We start from the raw sequence: 12819 nt of genomic DNA on the forward strand, positions 1-12819 counted from the left end.
GGGATGTACACGGCACCCGGATTCGCGGTAGTGTTACGCAAGTTATCTGAGTGACTGGTGTGATTAGTGTTTCTAAGTACTGAACGCCGGCCGTCTCGGATCGCCTTCCCCGAACACCGCCGCCCGCCCGCGGCACGCGCCCCGAGGAGATCGATGCACCGCCGCACCCGTTCGACCGCCGCCGTCCTTGCCGCCGCCGGTCTCGTCGTCGTCGGACTCTCCCCCGCCGCCTCCGCACAGTCACTCGCCGGCGGCTTCGGCTCCTCCGGCTCGGCCGGCGCGGTCGGCATGGAGACAGCGCCCCTACCCACCTTCCTCATGCCCGGACTGCCCGTCCTGACGGTCCCCGCCCTGGCCCCCCAGCGGCCGTCGATCGAGGCGCAGGTCGCCTCGGTCTACCCCACCCGCGACGAGACCGTCGGCGTGGCGCAACCGGTCATGATCACCTTCGACCGCCCCGTCGCGGACCGCGCGGCCGCCGAGGCGGCGGTGGGGATCCGCACCACGCCCGGCATCGAGGGCAAGTTCTACTGGGTCGGCGACACGGAGCTGCGCTGGCGGCCGCACGAGTTCTGGCCGGCCGCCACCGCCGTCACCGTCTGGGCGGGCGGCGCGGAACACACCTTCCGTACCGGCGACGCCGTGGTGTCCACCTACGACGACAACACCCACGAGGTCACCGTCACCCGCAACGGCGTGGTCGAGCGCGTCATGAAGGCCTCCGCCGGCCGCGACGCCTACCCCACGCACAACGGCATCTACTACAACGGCTGGCGCGCCCGCGAGGTCCACATGGACTCCGCGACGTGGGGCCTGGCCCAGGATGCCGGCGGCTACGACACCGTGGTCAACGACGGGGTGCGACTGAGCTACGACGGTATCTTCATCCACTCCGCCCCGTGGTCCGTCGCGGACCAGGGCGCGCGCAACGTCTCGCACGGTTGCATCAACATCAGCCCCGAGGACGCGGCCTGGTACTACGAGAACACCGGCAACGGGGATCCGTTCATCGTCATCAATGGCCCGGGCAAGCAGTTCGGCGCCTTCGACGGGCAGGGCGACTGGAACTACTGACGAGCACCGGGCGACCGCTACCGCGGTGGCACCGGCGCCAGGACCCCCAGCACCTGGTCGGCGGCCACACATCGCGGTGGGTGCGCTTCGGCGGGCGCACCTTCCGCCGGGGCGAGCGCGTCGGCCACCAGGTCCGCGGCGCGCGGTGAGGCGAGCACGGTCAGGTGCCCCGAGCGGTCGGCCTCGCACCCGTCCTGCAGGCGCACGACCTGCAGGTCCACCCAGTCCGGGACGATCGGCGCCACGACGGGCCCGGTGAGCTCGTCGTAATCCGAGGACACCGCCACGTACCGCACCCCGCGCGCGAACGGCACGCCCTCATCGCCCAGCCACGCCAGGGTCGCCTCGGCGTCGCGTCGCGTGGTCTCCGCGGACAGCACCCCGAGCATCGCGGTGACGAACTCCGGCGGCCCCTCCCCCGATTTCGCCGGGTCCGCGCCGAGCGTGACCACGGTGTGCACCGCGTCCGCACGGACGGTCGCCGCGACGAACGACGCCACGATCGCCCCCTGCGAGTGCCCCACGAGGTCGACCCGGTCGGCGTCGGTGAGCCCCCGCACGCGGTCGATCTCGGAGGCCAGCTGCGGCGCCGACGCCCCCGTCAACGAGTCGAGTCCTCCCGTCGAGCCCATACCCTCGGGCGCCCCGACGGTGGGCGCCCACACGCAGAAACCCTCCGCGGCCAGCGCCGTGCCGATGGTCGCCCACGAGTTGCCTCCGTTGAGCCCGGTGCCGTGGACGAGGATCACCGGGTGCGGGCGCTCTGCGGTGGGGCGGCAGTCGTCGCGGTTCAGGGCGGGCGGGTCGGCCAGGCCGTGCGTGAGTTGATACGCCGCGCCGTCCCACCACCGCCACGGGACATGGTCGGCGGTGGGTGTCGGCGGTGAGGGTGTCGGGGATGTGGGGGCAGCCGCCGCGAGCCCGGGGGTGACGACGACGAGGGCTGCCGCCGCGAGCAGGTCAGCGATCGCAGAGCGGTTCACGAGCCCGGCAGCGATGGGATCGGTCCCACGTACGGAGCCACTGCCTCGCAACGGGGTTCACGCGGATTGGCCGGGTCGAGGGCGTTGAGAATGAAGTCGGCGGTGCGGCCGTCCGCCGCGATGCCCAGATGCTCGGCGTGGTTCTGCTTGCAACCCTCCTGGATGATCACGTTGGCGGCGTTCGACCCCTCCACGATCCCTGAGGTGAACGGCTGAACCACCTGCTCGTGGACGGTCACCAGGTTGAGGTAGTTCACGCCCGAGGCGTACGGACTGCCACCGGCCCACAGGGTCTCGAGCATGTCCGAACCCGCGGCCATCTGACCGAGCGACGGCGCGATCTCCTCCGCCCGTCCGCGATCCCCGCTGGCCAGCGCGGTGCCGATCGCCCCGGATCCGGTCCCGCGGGAGCCCTCCCACAACGGTGCTATCGACGCGACCGTGTTGATCTTGCCCGGCCGACCGACCTTGGCCACCAGACCCGAGACGAGAGTGCCCTGCGAATGACCGATCAGATCCACTTGCTCGGCTCCGGTCGATTCCAGGACTCGGTCGAGGAACTCACTGACCTGGGGCACCGAGACCTCGGTGATGTCCGCCAGCCCGCCGAGCAGGCTCACCGGCCACGGCTGACCGGGCAGGGCGCCGTAAGTCAGGGTGTAGACGCAATACCCCTCGTTGTGCAGCAGCGGACCGTAGGTGGCCCAGTTTGTCACCGCCCCGCCGGAGGTACCGTGCACCAGCACGACCGGCCTGGGTTTGTCCGGGGTGGGGCGGCACGACCAGTCGTTGGCCCCCGGCAGTTCGGACCCCGGGGCGGTGAGCGCCTGGGCGGCGCCGGTGAAGAACGAGTACGGAACGGGCAGCGGGGCCCGCATCGATGGGTCGGTGGCGGGCTGGGCAGTGGCAGGCTGGGCAGTGGCGGCGCCCGCCCCGGACACTGCGAGCGTCACGGCGGCGAGGAGAGTGCAAGCGGCGCGCAGGATTGTCATGCGCCTATTAAGCCACGGCCGTACGACATCTGACCTGGATAACCGGGACAGCTCACGAACCGCCCGGCGCCCGTTCCACTGTCGACTCACAGCGGGGTTCGCGGGGCGTCGCCGGATCGAGCGAAGCGAGGACCAGGTCTGCCGCACGACCGTCAGCGACGATCGCCGTGTGTTCGGACCGGTTCTCCTCGCAGCCGTCCTGCAGGACCACGTTCGTGGCCAGCGGCCCCTCGACGATCCCGGCGGTGTACGGGGTGACCAACTGGTCGTAGCGCGTCACCACGTTGAGGTAACGCACGCCGGGCGCGTACGGAGTGCCGCCCTCCCACAGCGCCTGGGACGCCGCCGAGTCCGGGCCCATCTGGCTCAACGCGGGCGGCAGGACCCGGTTGACCTGGTCCAGGAGCCCGGGCACGGACTCCAATCCCTCCAGTGCCTCCGATTCCGAGTTGTCCCAGAGGGGCGCGAGCGAGGCCACCGCGTGCACGCGCCCCGGGCGGCCGACCTTGGCCACCAGACCGGAGACGAGGGTGCCCTGCGAGTGGCCCACCAGGTCCACCTGCTCGGCCCCCGTGGCCTCGAGCACGCGATCCACGAACCCGCCGACCTGCGGAACCGACACCTCGAGGATGTCCGCCAGCCCACCGAGTTCGCTGATCGGCCACGGCTGCCCCGGCAGGGCCCCGTAGGTCAGCGCGAACACGCAGTAGCCCTCGTTGTGCAACAGCGGGCCGTAGGTCCCCCAGTTGGTCACGGCCCCACCCGCGGTACCGTGCACCAGCACCACGGGACGAGGCTTGTCCGCCGAGGGCCGGCAGGACCAGTCGTTGGCGCCGGGCAGCTGACCGCCCGGCGAATTCAGCGCACCCGCGACACCCTCGGCGAACGAAGTCGGCACCGGGATCGGGGCCCGCGCCGCCGGATCCGTAGCCGGGGCAGTCGCGGGGGTCGGGGCCGGGGCCGCGGGGGCGGCTGCCGCGCCGGCGAGCACGAGGAGCGCGGCGGCCACTACCGCCCCTGCGCTGGAGAGGATCTTCATCTGGCCATTAAGCCACGGCCGGTGATCACCGGCAGGTCCTTTGCGTAGACCAGGCCAGGCTCCGCCGCGGCCACGGCCTCGATCGAGTTGACCAGTCGCATGGCGGTGATGAGCATGCCGGAGACGTTGTGGTCGCCGTGGGCATCGTGGTGGGTGAACTCCACCCGCATCTCCGGCTGGCCGGAGATCTCCACGCGGTAGCAACCGTCGCCGTGGTCGGGCCGCGGCCAGTCGGGCGCCTGATCGTGCGCGGTGCGGGTGACATGCTCGAGGATGATGCGGTCCTCGCCGTCGACCTGCCCCACCACCTCGAACCGCAGGGCCGCCTGCGACCCGGCGGGCACCTCACACGCCAGCAGCGACAGGTCACGATCGGCCGCGAGCCGCTCGTGCCGCTCGACCAGCGGCTCGTCCAGGGTCACCTCCAGCGCGGCTGCGAGCTGACGGACCACCGAACCCCAGCCCGCGGCGAGCATGCCCGGCCGCAGCAGCGGTGGCAGGGTCTCCATGGACTGTCCGAATCCGAACAGACGCCGCATGGTCTCGCCCTGGTGATACACGGAGTAGTCCGCGATCTCGCCCACGCGGATCAGGTCGATCCGCCGGGACAGACTCGTCATGACCAGGGGCAGCACATCGTTGGCAAAGCCCGGGTCGATGCCGTTGACGTGCAACGTCGCGCCGCCCTCGCGGCCCGCGTCCGCGAGCGCGGTGATCATCTCTTCGGGGATAGTCCCGTGCGGGTATTGCAACAGCACCGGCCCGGAAGCCACCACGTTGATCCCGGCGCGCAGGAACTCGGCGAAGTCCTCGATCCCGCCCATGAACCGGGTCTCGGTCTCGGCCGTGTAGAGCACCGCGTCCGGCTTCAGTGCGAGCAGCGCCGCGCGGTCATCGGTGGCGACGACCCCGAGGTCGCGGTCCAGCCCGGCCAGCCGTCCGGCGTCGACCCCGACCTTGGCCGGGTCGGAGACGAACACGCCCACCAACTCGAGTTCGGGCCGGGCGTGGATCGCCTCGACCGCCATCCGCCCCAGGTACCCGGTCGACCACTCCACAACGCGAATCGTCATGGGTGGACCCTAACCGCGCACCGCCGCCGGTAGAACCTGTTTCACCTGTTGGGCGACGGCCCGCGCTCGGCCACGTCCTTGGACGAGTGCGGATCGTGGGACTTCCGCCGGCCGCCGACGTGGGATTCGGCGCGCATCCGCTCCGACATCTCCGGGTAGTGCAACTCGAAGGCGGGGCGCTCCGAGCGGATGCGGGGCAGCGTCTCGAAGTTGTGACGCGGCGGCGGGCAGGAGGTGGCCCACTCGAGCGAGTTGCCCGCGCCCCACGGATCGTCGACGGTCACGATCTCGCCGTACCGCCAGCTCTTGATCATGTTCCAGATGAACGGCAGCATCGCGATACCCAGGATGAACGAGCCGACGGTCGAGATCTGGTTGAGGACGGTGAAGTTGTCGCTCGCCAGGTAGTCGGCGTAGCGCCGCGGCATGCCCTGGTTCCCCAGCCAGTGCTGGACCAGGAACGTGGTGTGGAAGCCGATGAACATCAGCCAGAAGTGCAGCTTGCCCAGCCGTTCGTCGTACATCCGCCCGGTGACCTTGGGGAACCAGAAGTAGACGCCGGAGAAGGTGGCGAACACGATCGTCCCGAACAGCGTGTAGTGGAAGTGCGCCACGATGAAGTACGAGTCGTGGATGTGGAAGTCGATCGGCGCGGAGGCCATCATGATGCCGGTCAGGCCGCCGAACAAGAACGTCACCAGGAAGCCCAGCGCGAACAGCATCGGCGTCTCGAAGGTGAGCTTGCCCTTCCACATGGTGCCGATCCAGTTGAAGAACTTCACGCCCGTCGGCACGGCGATGAGATACGACATGAACGAGAAGAACGGCAGCAGAACGGCCCCGGTGGCGAACATGTGGTGCGCCCACACCGCCATCGACAGCGCGGCGATCGCGAGGGTCGCGAACACCAGGCCGGCGTAGCCGAACAGCGGCTTACGCGAGAACACGGGGAAAACCTCGGAGACGATGCCGAAGAACGGCAACGCCACCACGTACACCTCGGGGTGGCCGAAGAACCAGAACAGGTGCTGCCACAGGATGGCCCCGCCGTTGCCTGCCGAGTAGATGCGCCCGCCGAATGTCCGGTCGTAGAAGACGCCCATCGCGGCGGCGGTGAGCAACGGGAAGATGAGCAGGATCAGCACCGAGGTGATGAGCAGGTTCCACGTGAAGATGGGCATCCGGAACATCGTCATGCCCGGGGCACGCAGGCAGACGATGGTGGTGATGAAGTTGACGGCGCCGAGGATGGTGCCGATCCCGCCGATCGCCACCCCGAGGATCCAGAGCTCCGCACCGACGTTCGGCGAGTGGATCTTGTCCGCCAGCGGCATGTACATGGTCCAGCCGAACGCGGCCGCGCCACCGGGCGTGAGGAACCCGGAGAGCGCGATGATCCCGCCGAACGTGAACAGCCAGAAACCGAAGGCGTTCAACCGCGGGAACGCCACGTCCGGGGCGCCGATCTGCAGCGGCATCACGTAGTTGCCGATGCCGATCACGATCGGGGTGGCATAGAACAGCAGCATCACCGTGCCGTGCATGGTGAACAGCTGGTTGTACTGCTCGTTCGCCAGGAACTGCATTCCCGGGAAGAAGAGCTCGGCGCGTAGGAGCAGCGCCATCAGACCGCCGATGAAGAAGAAGATGAAGCACACCACGACGTACATCACGCCGATCTGCTTGTGATCGGTGGTGGTGAGCATCTGCCAGGGCGTCTGCCCCTGGCGCGGAGCGGCAACAGGTGCACCACCCCCGCCGACTGCTCGACTCGACGGGGCAAGCGTTGATGACATGGCACTCCCTTGAGACGACCTGCTGCCGACGCTAGGCGCACGCCTGCGTCTCCGCATTGACCGACGTCAATTTCTCTACTACTGGCCAGACCTCATGCCGGCGGCGATACTCGACACATGCCCAGCTCCCGCCGCGACGGCCTCACCGGCCAGTTCGACCTCGTCGCGGCCCTCGACGCGGAGGGCCGCCAGCAACTGGCGGCCGTCGCGCACACCGTCGAGGTCGAGGCCGGGACGGTACTGCAGACAGTCGGCGGGCCGGCGACCCGACTGCTCCTCGTCACCGCCGGCTCCCTGCACGTGGTGCGCAGCGACAGGGCCGGCCGCCGCCGGATCGTGCGGATCATCGGGCCGGGTGATCACTACGGGTTGGTGGAGCTCGCCCTGGACAGCGCCGCGCGTTACCTCGTCGAAGCCGGCGAGGACTCGACGCTGACCGAGATCCGCTTCGATGACCTGCGGACGATCGCCGACCGCCACCCGGCCCTCCAGCGCGCCATCACCATGGCGCTGGCCCGGAAGACCGCCGAGAGCGAGCACCTGTTGGTCTCGCTCACGTCGGAGGACGTGGCGACCCGGGTGGTGTCCTACCTGCTGTCCCTGCCGCGGCGCCGGGGCGGGGACGGCCGCACCGCGGTGCAGCTGCCGCTGACGCAGATCGACCTCGCCTCGTACCTGGGCACCACCCCGGAGACGCTGAGCCGACGCCTGCGCGAACTCATGGACTCCGGGGCGATCAGCCGCGGGGCGCACCGGGAGTTCACGCTCGACGAGGAACTCCTCGCGCGCTACTGACCGGCCCGGCCACCGCGTGGCGCCCGCCTCACCAGATCACCGGATCACCAGATGCTGACGCGCTCCTCCGGGGCCATCCACATGCCGTCGCCCTCGACCACGCCGAAGGACTCGTGGAAGTCGTCGAGATTCTTGACGACCTGGTTGCAGCGGAACTCCGGCGGCGAGTGGGGGTCCACCGCCAGCCGGCGGGCGGCCTCCTCGGCTCGGGTCTTGGTGCGCCACACGATCGCCCACGAGGCGATGAGCCGCTGGATCCCGGTGAGGCCGTCGATCTCCGGGCCCACGTCGGTGCCCTGCACGGGCTCGCCGTCGACGCTCTGTGCCAGCCGGTAGGCCAGCAGGGCGATCGTCAGCCCGCCGAGGTCCCCGATGTTCTCGCCCACCGTGAAGGCACCGTTGACGTGGTCCTTCTCCGGGTCCAGGCCGTCGGGGGTGAGGCCCTCGTACTGGGCGATCAGCTTGTCCACGCGGATGCTGAAGGCGGACCGGTCCGCGTCGGTCCACCAGTCGACGAGGTTCCCCTCGCCGTCGTACTTCGATCCCTGGTCGTCGAAGCCGTGGCCGATCTCGTGCCCGATCACCGCACCGATCGCCCCGTAGTTGGCGGCGTCGTCGGCGTCGGCGTCGAAGAACGGCGGCTGCAGGATCGCGGCGGGGAACACGATCTCGTTCATGACCGGGTTGTAGTAGGCGTTGACCGTCTGCGGCGTCATGTGCCACTCACCGCGGTCGACCGGGCCGCCGAGCTTGCCGAGCTCGTAGTCGTGCTCGAACCGCGCGGAGCGCCGGACGTTGCCGAGGAGGTCGTCGGCCTTCACCTCGAGCGCCGAGTAGTCACGCCACTCGTCGGGGTAGCCGATCTTGGGCACGAACGCCTCGAGCTTGGCCAGCGCCCGCTCCTGGGTTGCGGGGGTCATCCACGGCAGCCGGCTGATCGAGTAGCGGTAGGCGGCGGTGAGGTTGGCGACGAGCTCCTCCATCCGCGCCTTGTGCCCGGGCGGGAAGTGGCGGGACACGTACTCCCTGCCCACCTCCTCACCGAGGGCCGCCTCGACCGCGCCGACGCCGCGCTTCCAGCGCGCCTTGATCTCCTCGGTGCCCGACATCGCGGTGCCGTAGAAGCGGAAGTTCTCGTCCACCAGGTCCGAGGTCAGGTACGGGGCGCGCGAACTGACGACCCGCCAGCGCAGCCACTCGGTCCACGTCTCGAGCGGCTCGCCGGCCCACAGTTCGGCCACCGCGGTGAGGAAGTCGGGCTGCATGGCCACCAGGCGGCCGAAGGTCTCCTCGGTGCCGCCGACCTCGCGCGCCCACTCGTGCCACGGGAAGCCGGGCGCCAGCGCGGGCAACTCGTCCCAGGTGACGGGGTTGTACGTCTTGTCGGCGTCGCGGCGGGCCACCACGTCCCAGTGCGCGGCGGCGATGCGGGTCTCCAGGGCGACGATCCGCTCGGCACGCGCGCGGGCGTCCCCGGCGCCGGCGAGGCTGGCCAGTTCGAGCATCCGCGCGATGTGCTCGGTGTACTGCTCGCGGATCGGCCCGTACTGCTCCTCCCGGTAGTAGGACTCGTCCGGCAGCCCGATTCCGTTCTGAACCAGGTAGAGGATGTACTCGCTGGAGTTCTTGGCGTCGTTGTTGACGTAGGCCCCAATCAGACCGCCGATGCCGGCCCGCTCGAGGCGTGCCATGGCCAACGCCAGCGAGGTGGCGTCGGTGGCGGCGTCGATCTCCGCCAGGTCGGGGGCGAGCGCCGCCACGCCCGCGGCCTCGACCGCGTCGGTGTCCATGAAGGAGGCGTAGAAGGCGCCGATCTGCGAGTCTACGGCGGCGTCGGTGATGATGTCGCGCACTCGCTCCTCGGACAGGTCACGCAGGGCGAGGAACGCGCCGTCGATGGGACGGTCGGCGGGGATCACGTGGTCGCGGATCCAGGTGCCGTTGACGTGCTGGTACAGGTCGTCCTGGGACCGCACGTCGGTGTTGATGTACCGGAGATCCAGGCCGGAGGGGCGCTGGGTGTCGGTGGTGGGGTTCTCGGTCGCAGTCATGCGACCAGGTTACGGAAACGCGCGGATCTGGCGGGCCGGACTCAGGGCTCAGGGCTCAGGGCTCAGGGCTCAGGGCAGACCGTGACGCGCGTTGAAGTCCTTGGCGCCGTTGTAGGCGTCGACCATTCCCCAGACCCAGAAGCCGAACATGATCGGCAGTCCGATGAGGATCACCGACAACAGGGCGCCGATGCAGTAGCCGGCGAAGATGCCGATCCCCTTGCCGGTCGAGCCGTTGAGGAGCGTGCCGAGCCCCGGGATGATCAGCGATGCCACCAGCATGATCGCCGGGTCCTTGCGCGCCACCTGCGGGTACTGGCCGTAGGGCTGGACCGCGCCGTACGCGGGCGTCCCGTAGCCCGGCGTAGCGAATCCCGGGCCGGTCAGGGGCTGCCCGCCGTAGGGCTGGGCTCCGTACTGCTGATCGCCGAACTGCTGGTTCCCGAACGGCTGGTTCCCGAACGGCTGGGCCCCGTACTGCTGGGCTTCGTACTGCTGGGTCCCGAACTGCTGGTTCCCGAGAGGATCCGCGAGGTAGGGGTTCGCACCATAGGGCGCCCCGGCCTGGTCCGTTCCCGGCGACGGATCGTTCCGCCAGTCGCTCGACGGGCTCGAGGTGCCGTCGCCCGCGAACGCATCGAAATCCTCGGGGCGGCGATCGTCAGCGGGGTGGCTCATGGCACCACAGTAGCCCCGAGCTCTGATGCCCGCATGGCCGTCGCGACAGCGGGCCGGTGCTGGTGACGGCCCGCGGGCGGAGGAGTCGTCACACGTCCACGTGGAGGCGATTGTGCTCGGAGGCTGCCCGGTAGGCGTCGACGATTCCCCAGATCCACGTCCCGAACATCACGGCGAGAGCACCGAGGATCACGGCCAGGTTGACGGGCGAGAGATCCACACGCGTGGTGAACAGCGTGAAGAACAGGATTGCGAGAACGGCGAACGGGGTCCCGTAGTGGATGGCCATGATGGTCACTCCTCGCCGGACCTGCCCGTTGATGATCGTCCCCAGGCCGGGAACGAAGAAGGAGGCCACCGCGTATACGAGCGGGTCCCTGCGGGGCTCCGCGGGCCGGTACGGCGCCGCCTGTTCGCGCCAGTGATCGCCGGGGGTGTTCACGGCCAGCAGCCTAGAAGGGACCGCATCAGTGGCGAGCAGTCATCTCCGGGCGCGACCAGATGTCCGCGCAATCCACGCAGGCGTCCTCGGAGACGATCCCGGCACGCTGCAACCGCCCGTAGATCCAGCAACCGAGGCAGAACCCGAGCGCCGCCTCCGCGAGAGCCGCGAGTACCAGCACACCGAGCACCACGGCGCCCGCGGTGGCGAAGCCGGCGAGGAACAAGCCGAACGCGACTCCTGACATCACCAGACCGATGGTCTGCGCGAACCGCTTGGGCGCCCCGGCCACCATCCTCGGCTCGGCACTGACCCTGGGCGCCAGCACGTGCACCGACAGCCGGCCGAACGGCGAATACCGGGGGCCGCCGGCGACGCGGAGCGCGAAGCCCACGAAGAGCGCGCCGGCGAGCCAGGTCTGAACGGGCGCCGACACGATGATCGTGACCACCGCGAGCGTGACGACGAGCGCCGCGGTGCAGCGTGCCGCGTAGTCGTTGACGATCTCGGGGAAGGCGAACGCCTCGCGCAGACTCATCGTGCCGACCTCTCAGACTTTCCGGATAGACCGATCTGTCTATCGCTAAAAACGAGACTACTCCCGACCGTCGAGAAATCCCAGGCCGATGGCGACGGCGACCGCGCCACCACGTCCGGAGAGGTGCGCGGCCGGTCGGACGAAATCGTGCGGATCTAAGGTGGGGCCCGTGGCCCCTCCTCTGCGTCGTCGTTCCGAGAACCCCCGTCCCCCGACCGCCCCGAGCGTTCCGCGACCCGAGCAGCTCGACGCCCCCGGCTCCGAACTCGAGACCGACGGACTCTGGGACGGGGTACTGGCCGGCGCCGAGGACGGGCCGGACCTCATGGACGGGCCCGCCGACCTCGGCGGGATGGAGATCCGTGAATCGCTGGTGCAGGGGCTTCGCCTGAGCAGTGCCCGCGCCGACAGCCTGCGCCTCACGGACGTCGAACTCCGCGACTGCGACCTGTCCGGCCTCGTCGCCGACGGCGCCTCGCTGACCCGCGTGCGGTTCGTCGGATGCCGACTGACCGGACTGGTGCTGTCCGCCGCCCGACTCACCGATGTCTCGTTCGAGGACTGCCACGCCGACATGATCAACCTGCGCATGGCCCGGCTCCAGCGGATCCGCCTGTCCGGCACCCGCGGCCGCCAGGCCGACTTCCACGAGGCCCAGGTCTCGGACCTGTCCACCGAGGGCGCGGACCTGCGCGGGACGAACTTCGAGCGCGCGCAGCTCGCCGCCGCCGACCTGCGGGGCGCCGACCTGGAAGATCTTCGCGGGGCCTCGGCGCTGCGCGGCGCGCTCATCTCGCCGGAGCAGGTTCTGGGCGTGGGCCTGGCCCTCATCGGCGAGACCGGGATCCGGGTCGCCTGACCGCCGCGCGGCCGCCCGGGCAGGCGGCTCGACAGGTCAGGGCAGGTGCGAGCCGACCTCGCGCCACTGGTTGGCCGCCCGGTTGATCACGGCCTGCAGTCGCAGCACCTGCTCCCTGTCGGTGAGCACGATGTCCTGCCCGCCCGTACTCAGGCGCAGTTCCGGCGCTCCGCGGCCGGCACCGTCCGCGTCCAGTAGCACGGTTTCGGCGACGACCACCTCGAGGAACGGGTCGTCGTCCGGCCCGTCCACCTCGGTGACGAGGCGCTCACGGTATCGGAGGGTGGTGAGGTCGATGGCATCGGTCATGAGGGGCACTCCCGACTGGTATTGGTTACGTCCTCAAGGTTATGTGCGAATTCCGGCAGATCGCACGGGTGGGGCTGCGTGTTACCGGTTGTTGTGAATCCGTGACACTTGTTTCGGGGCCAAACCAATCCGCGGCCGGGACGGGCGGCTCCTACAACCAGCTGGGAAATAGTTGCGCGAGTTGCTTGTG

The 12819-nt window shown here is 69.7% G+C and carries 13 protein-coding genes; 3 read left to right on the plus strand and 10 right to left on the minus strand.

Going from position 1 to position 12819, the window contains the following annotated elements:
* Positions 1-153: 153 nt before the first annotated feature.
* Positions 154-1074 carry a L,D-transpeptidase gene (locus tag ACWIFB_RS06775; RefSeq protein ID WP_454057741.1) on the plus strand — a complete coding sequence of 307 codons (921 nt, stop codon included), beginning with the start codon at positions 154-156 and terminating at the stop codon, positions 1072-1074.
* A gap of 17 nt (positions 1075-1091) precedes the next feature.
* Here ACWIFB_RS06775 and ACWIFB_RS06780 read toward each other — a convergent pair whose 3' ends face one another.
* The 5 genes from ACWIFB_RS06780 to ctaD are packed head-to-tail and all read right to left on the minus strand — an operon-like array spanning position 1092 to position 6957.
* Positions 1092-2057: an esterase/lipase family protein gene (locus ACWIFB_RS06780; RefSeq protein ID WP_454057742.1), complete on the minus strand. Its 966-nt coding sequence runs from the start codon at positions 2055-2057 to the stop codon at positions 1092-1094.
* Positions 2054-3049 (minus strand): esterase/lipase family protein, encoded by a 996-nt coding sequence (locus ACWIFB_RS06785; protein WP_454057743.1) that lies wholly within the window; start codon positions 3047-3049, stop codon positions 2054-2056. Before ACWIFB_RS06785 ends, ACWIFB_RS06780 begins: the two co-directional genes overlap by 4 nt.
* A 52-nt stretch (positions 3050-3101) precedes the next feature.
* Positions 3102-4088, minus strand: coding sequence for an esterase/lipase family protein (locus ACWIFB_RS06790; RefSeq protein ID WP_454057744.1), 987 nt, complete (start codon positions 4086-4088; stop codon positions 3102-3104).
* Positions 4085-5161, minus strand: a complete 1077-nt coding sequence (locus ACWIFB_RS06795) for an NAD(P)H-dependent amine dehydrogenase family protein (protein WP_452100442.1) — start codon at positions 5159-5161, stop codon at positions 4085-4087. The genes ACWIFB_RS06790 and ACWIFB_RS06795 overlap by 4 nt, the downstream gene beginning before the upstream one ends.
* 41 nt (positions 5162-5202) lie before the next feature.
* The gene (gene ctaD / locus ACWIFB_RS06800) at positions 5203-6957 is read right to left on the minus strand and encodes an aa3-type cytochrome oxidase subunit I (RefSeq protein ID WP_454057745.1); all 1755 of its coding nucleotides are present in this window, start codon (positions 6955-6957) and stop codon (positions 5203-5205) included.
* A gap of 117 nt (positions 6958-7074) precedes the next feature.
* On the opposite strand from ctaD, the gene ACWIFB_RS06805 reads away from it, so the two are divergent.
* Positions 7075-7752: a Crp/Fnr family transcriptional regulator gene (locus tag ACWIFB_RS06805; RefSeq protein WP_454057746.1), complete on the plus strand. Its 678-nt coding sequence runs from the start codon at positions 7075-7077 to the stop codon at positions 7750-7752.
* A gap of 44 nt (positions 7753-7796) precedes the next feature.
* Here ACWIFB_RS06805 and ACWIFB_RS06810 read toward each other — a convergent pair whose 3' ends face one another.
* The 4 genes from ACWIFB_RS06810 to ACWIFB_RS06825 all read right to left on the minus strand — a co-directional run bounded on the left by ACWIFB_RS06810 (position 7797) and on the right by ACWIFB_RS06825 (position 11461).
* A complete protein-coding gene (locus ACWIFB_RS06810; protein ID WP_452100439.1) occupies positions 7797-9803 on the minus strand; it encodes a M13 family metallopeptidase in 2007 nt (668 codons plus the stop codon).
* A gap of 69 nt (positions 9804-9872) precedes the next feature.
* Entirely contained in the window at positions 9873-10481 is a 609-nt protein-coding gene (locus ACWIFB_RS06815) for a hypothetical protein (protein WP_454057747.1), read from the minus strand.
* 88 nt (positions 10482-10569) lie between these two features.
* On the minus strand, positions 10570-10923 hold the full coding sequence (locus ACWIFB_RS06820) for a hypothetical protein (RefSeq protein ID WP_452100437.1): 354 nt from the start codon (positions 10921-10923) through the stop codon (positions 10570-10572).
* Between the two features lie 25 nt (positions 10924-10948).
* Positions 10949-11461 carry a DUF4395 domain-containing protein gene (locus tag ACWIFB_RS06825; RefSeq protein ID WP_452100436.1) on the minus strand — a complete coding sequence of 171 codons (513 nt, stop codon included), beginning with the start codon at positions 11459-11461 and terminating at the stop codon, positions 10949-10951.
* Between the two features lie 169 nt (positions 11462-11630).
* Here ACWIFB_RS06825 and ACWIFB_RS06830 point away from each other — a divergent pair, with 169 nt between their 5' ends.
* Positions 11631-12320, plus strand: coding sequence for a pentapeptide repeat-containing protein (locus ACWIFB_RS06830; protein WP_452100435.1), 690 nt, complete (start codon positions 11631-11633; stop codon positions 12318-12320).
* Between the two features lie 36 nt (positions 12321-12356).
* Here ACWIFB_RS06830 and ACWIFB_RS06835 read toward each other — a convergent pair whose 3' ends face one another.
* Positions 12357-12629 carry a hypothetical protein gene (locus ACWIFB_RS06835; RefSeq protein WP_452100434.1) on the minus strand — a complete coding sequence of 91 codons (273 nt, stop codon included), beginning with the start codon at positions 12627-12629 and terminating at the stop codon, positions 12357-12359.
* Between the last annotated feature and the right edge of the window lie 190 nt (positions 12630-12819).

It is taken from the genome of Dietzia sp. NPDC055340 (genome assembly GCF_053645335.1).

Excerpts from the sequence above, each read along its gene's own strand:
- ACWIFB_RS06775 (WP_454057741.1), top strand. The coding sequence starts at position 154 with ATGCACCGCCGCACCCGTTCGACCGCCGCCGTCCTTGCCGCCGCCGGT.
- ACWIFB_RS06785 (WP_454057743.1), bottom strand. The coding sequence starts at position 3,049 with ATGACAATCCTGCGCGCCGCTTGCACTCTCCTCGCCGCCGTGACGCTC.
- ACWIFB_RS06790 (WP_454057744.1), bottom strand. The coding sequence starts at position 4,088 with ATGAAGATCCTCTCCAGCGCAGGGGCGGTAGTGGCCGCCGCGCTCCTC.
- ACWIFB_RS06795 (WP_452100442.1), bottom strand. The coding sequence starts at position 5,161 with ATGACGATTCGCGTTGTGGAGTGGTCGACCGGGTACCTGGGGCGGATG.
- ctaD (WP_454057745.1), bottom strand. The coding sequence starts at position 6,957 with ATGTCATCAACGCTTGCCCCGTCGAGTCGAGCAGTCGGCGGGGGTGGT.
- ACWIFB_RS06805 (WP_454057746.1), top strand. The coding sequence starts at position 7,075 with ATGCCCAGCTCCCGCCGCGACGGCCTCACCGGCCAGTTCGACCTCGTC.
- ACWIFB_RS06810 (WP_452100439.1), bottom strand. The coding sequence starts at position 9,803 with ATGACTGCGACCGAGAACCCCACCACCGACACCCAGCGCCCCTCCGGC.
- ACWIFB_RS06815 (WP_454057747.1), bottom strand. The coding sequence starts at position 10,481 with ATGAGCCACCCCGCTGACGATCGCCGCCCCGAGGATTTCGATGCGTTC.
- ACWIFB_RS06825 (WP_452100436.1), bottom strand. The coding sequence starts at position 11,461 with ATGAGTCTGCGCGAGGCGTTCGCCTTCCCCGAGATCGTCAACGACTAC.
- ACWIFB_RS06835 (WP_452100434.1), bottom strand. The coding sequence starts at position 12,629 with ATGACCGATGCCATCGACCTCACCACCCTCCGATACCGTGAGCGCCTC.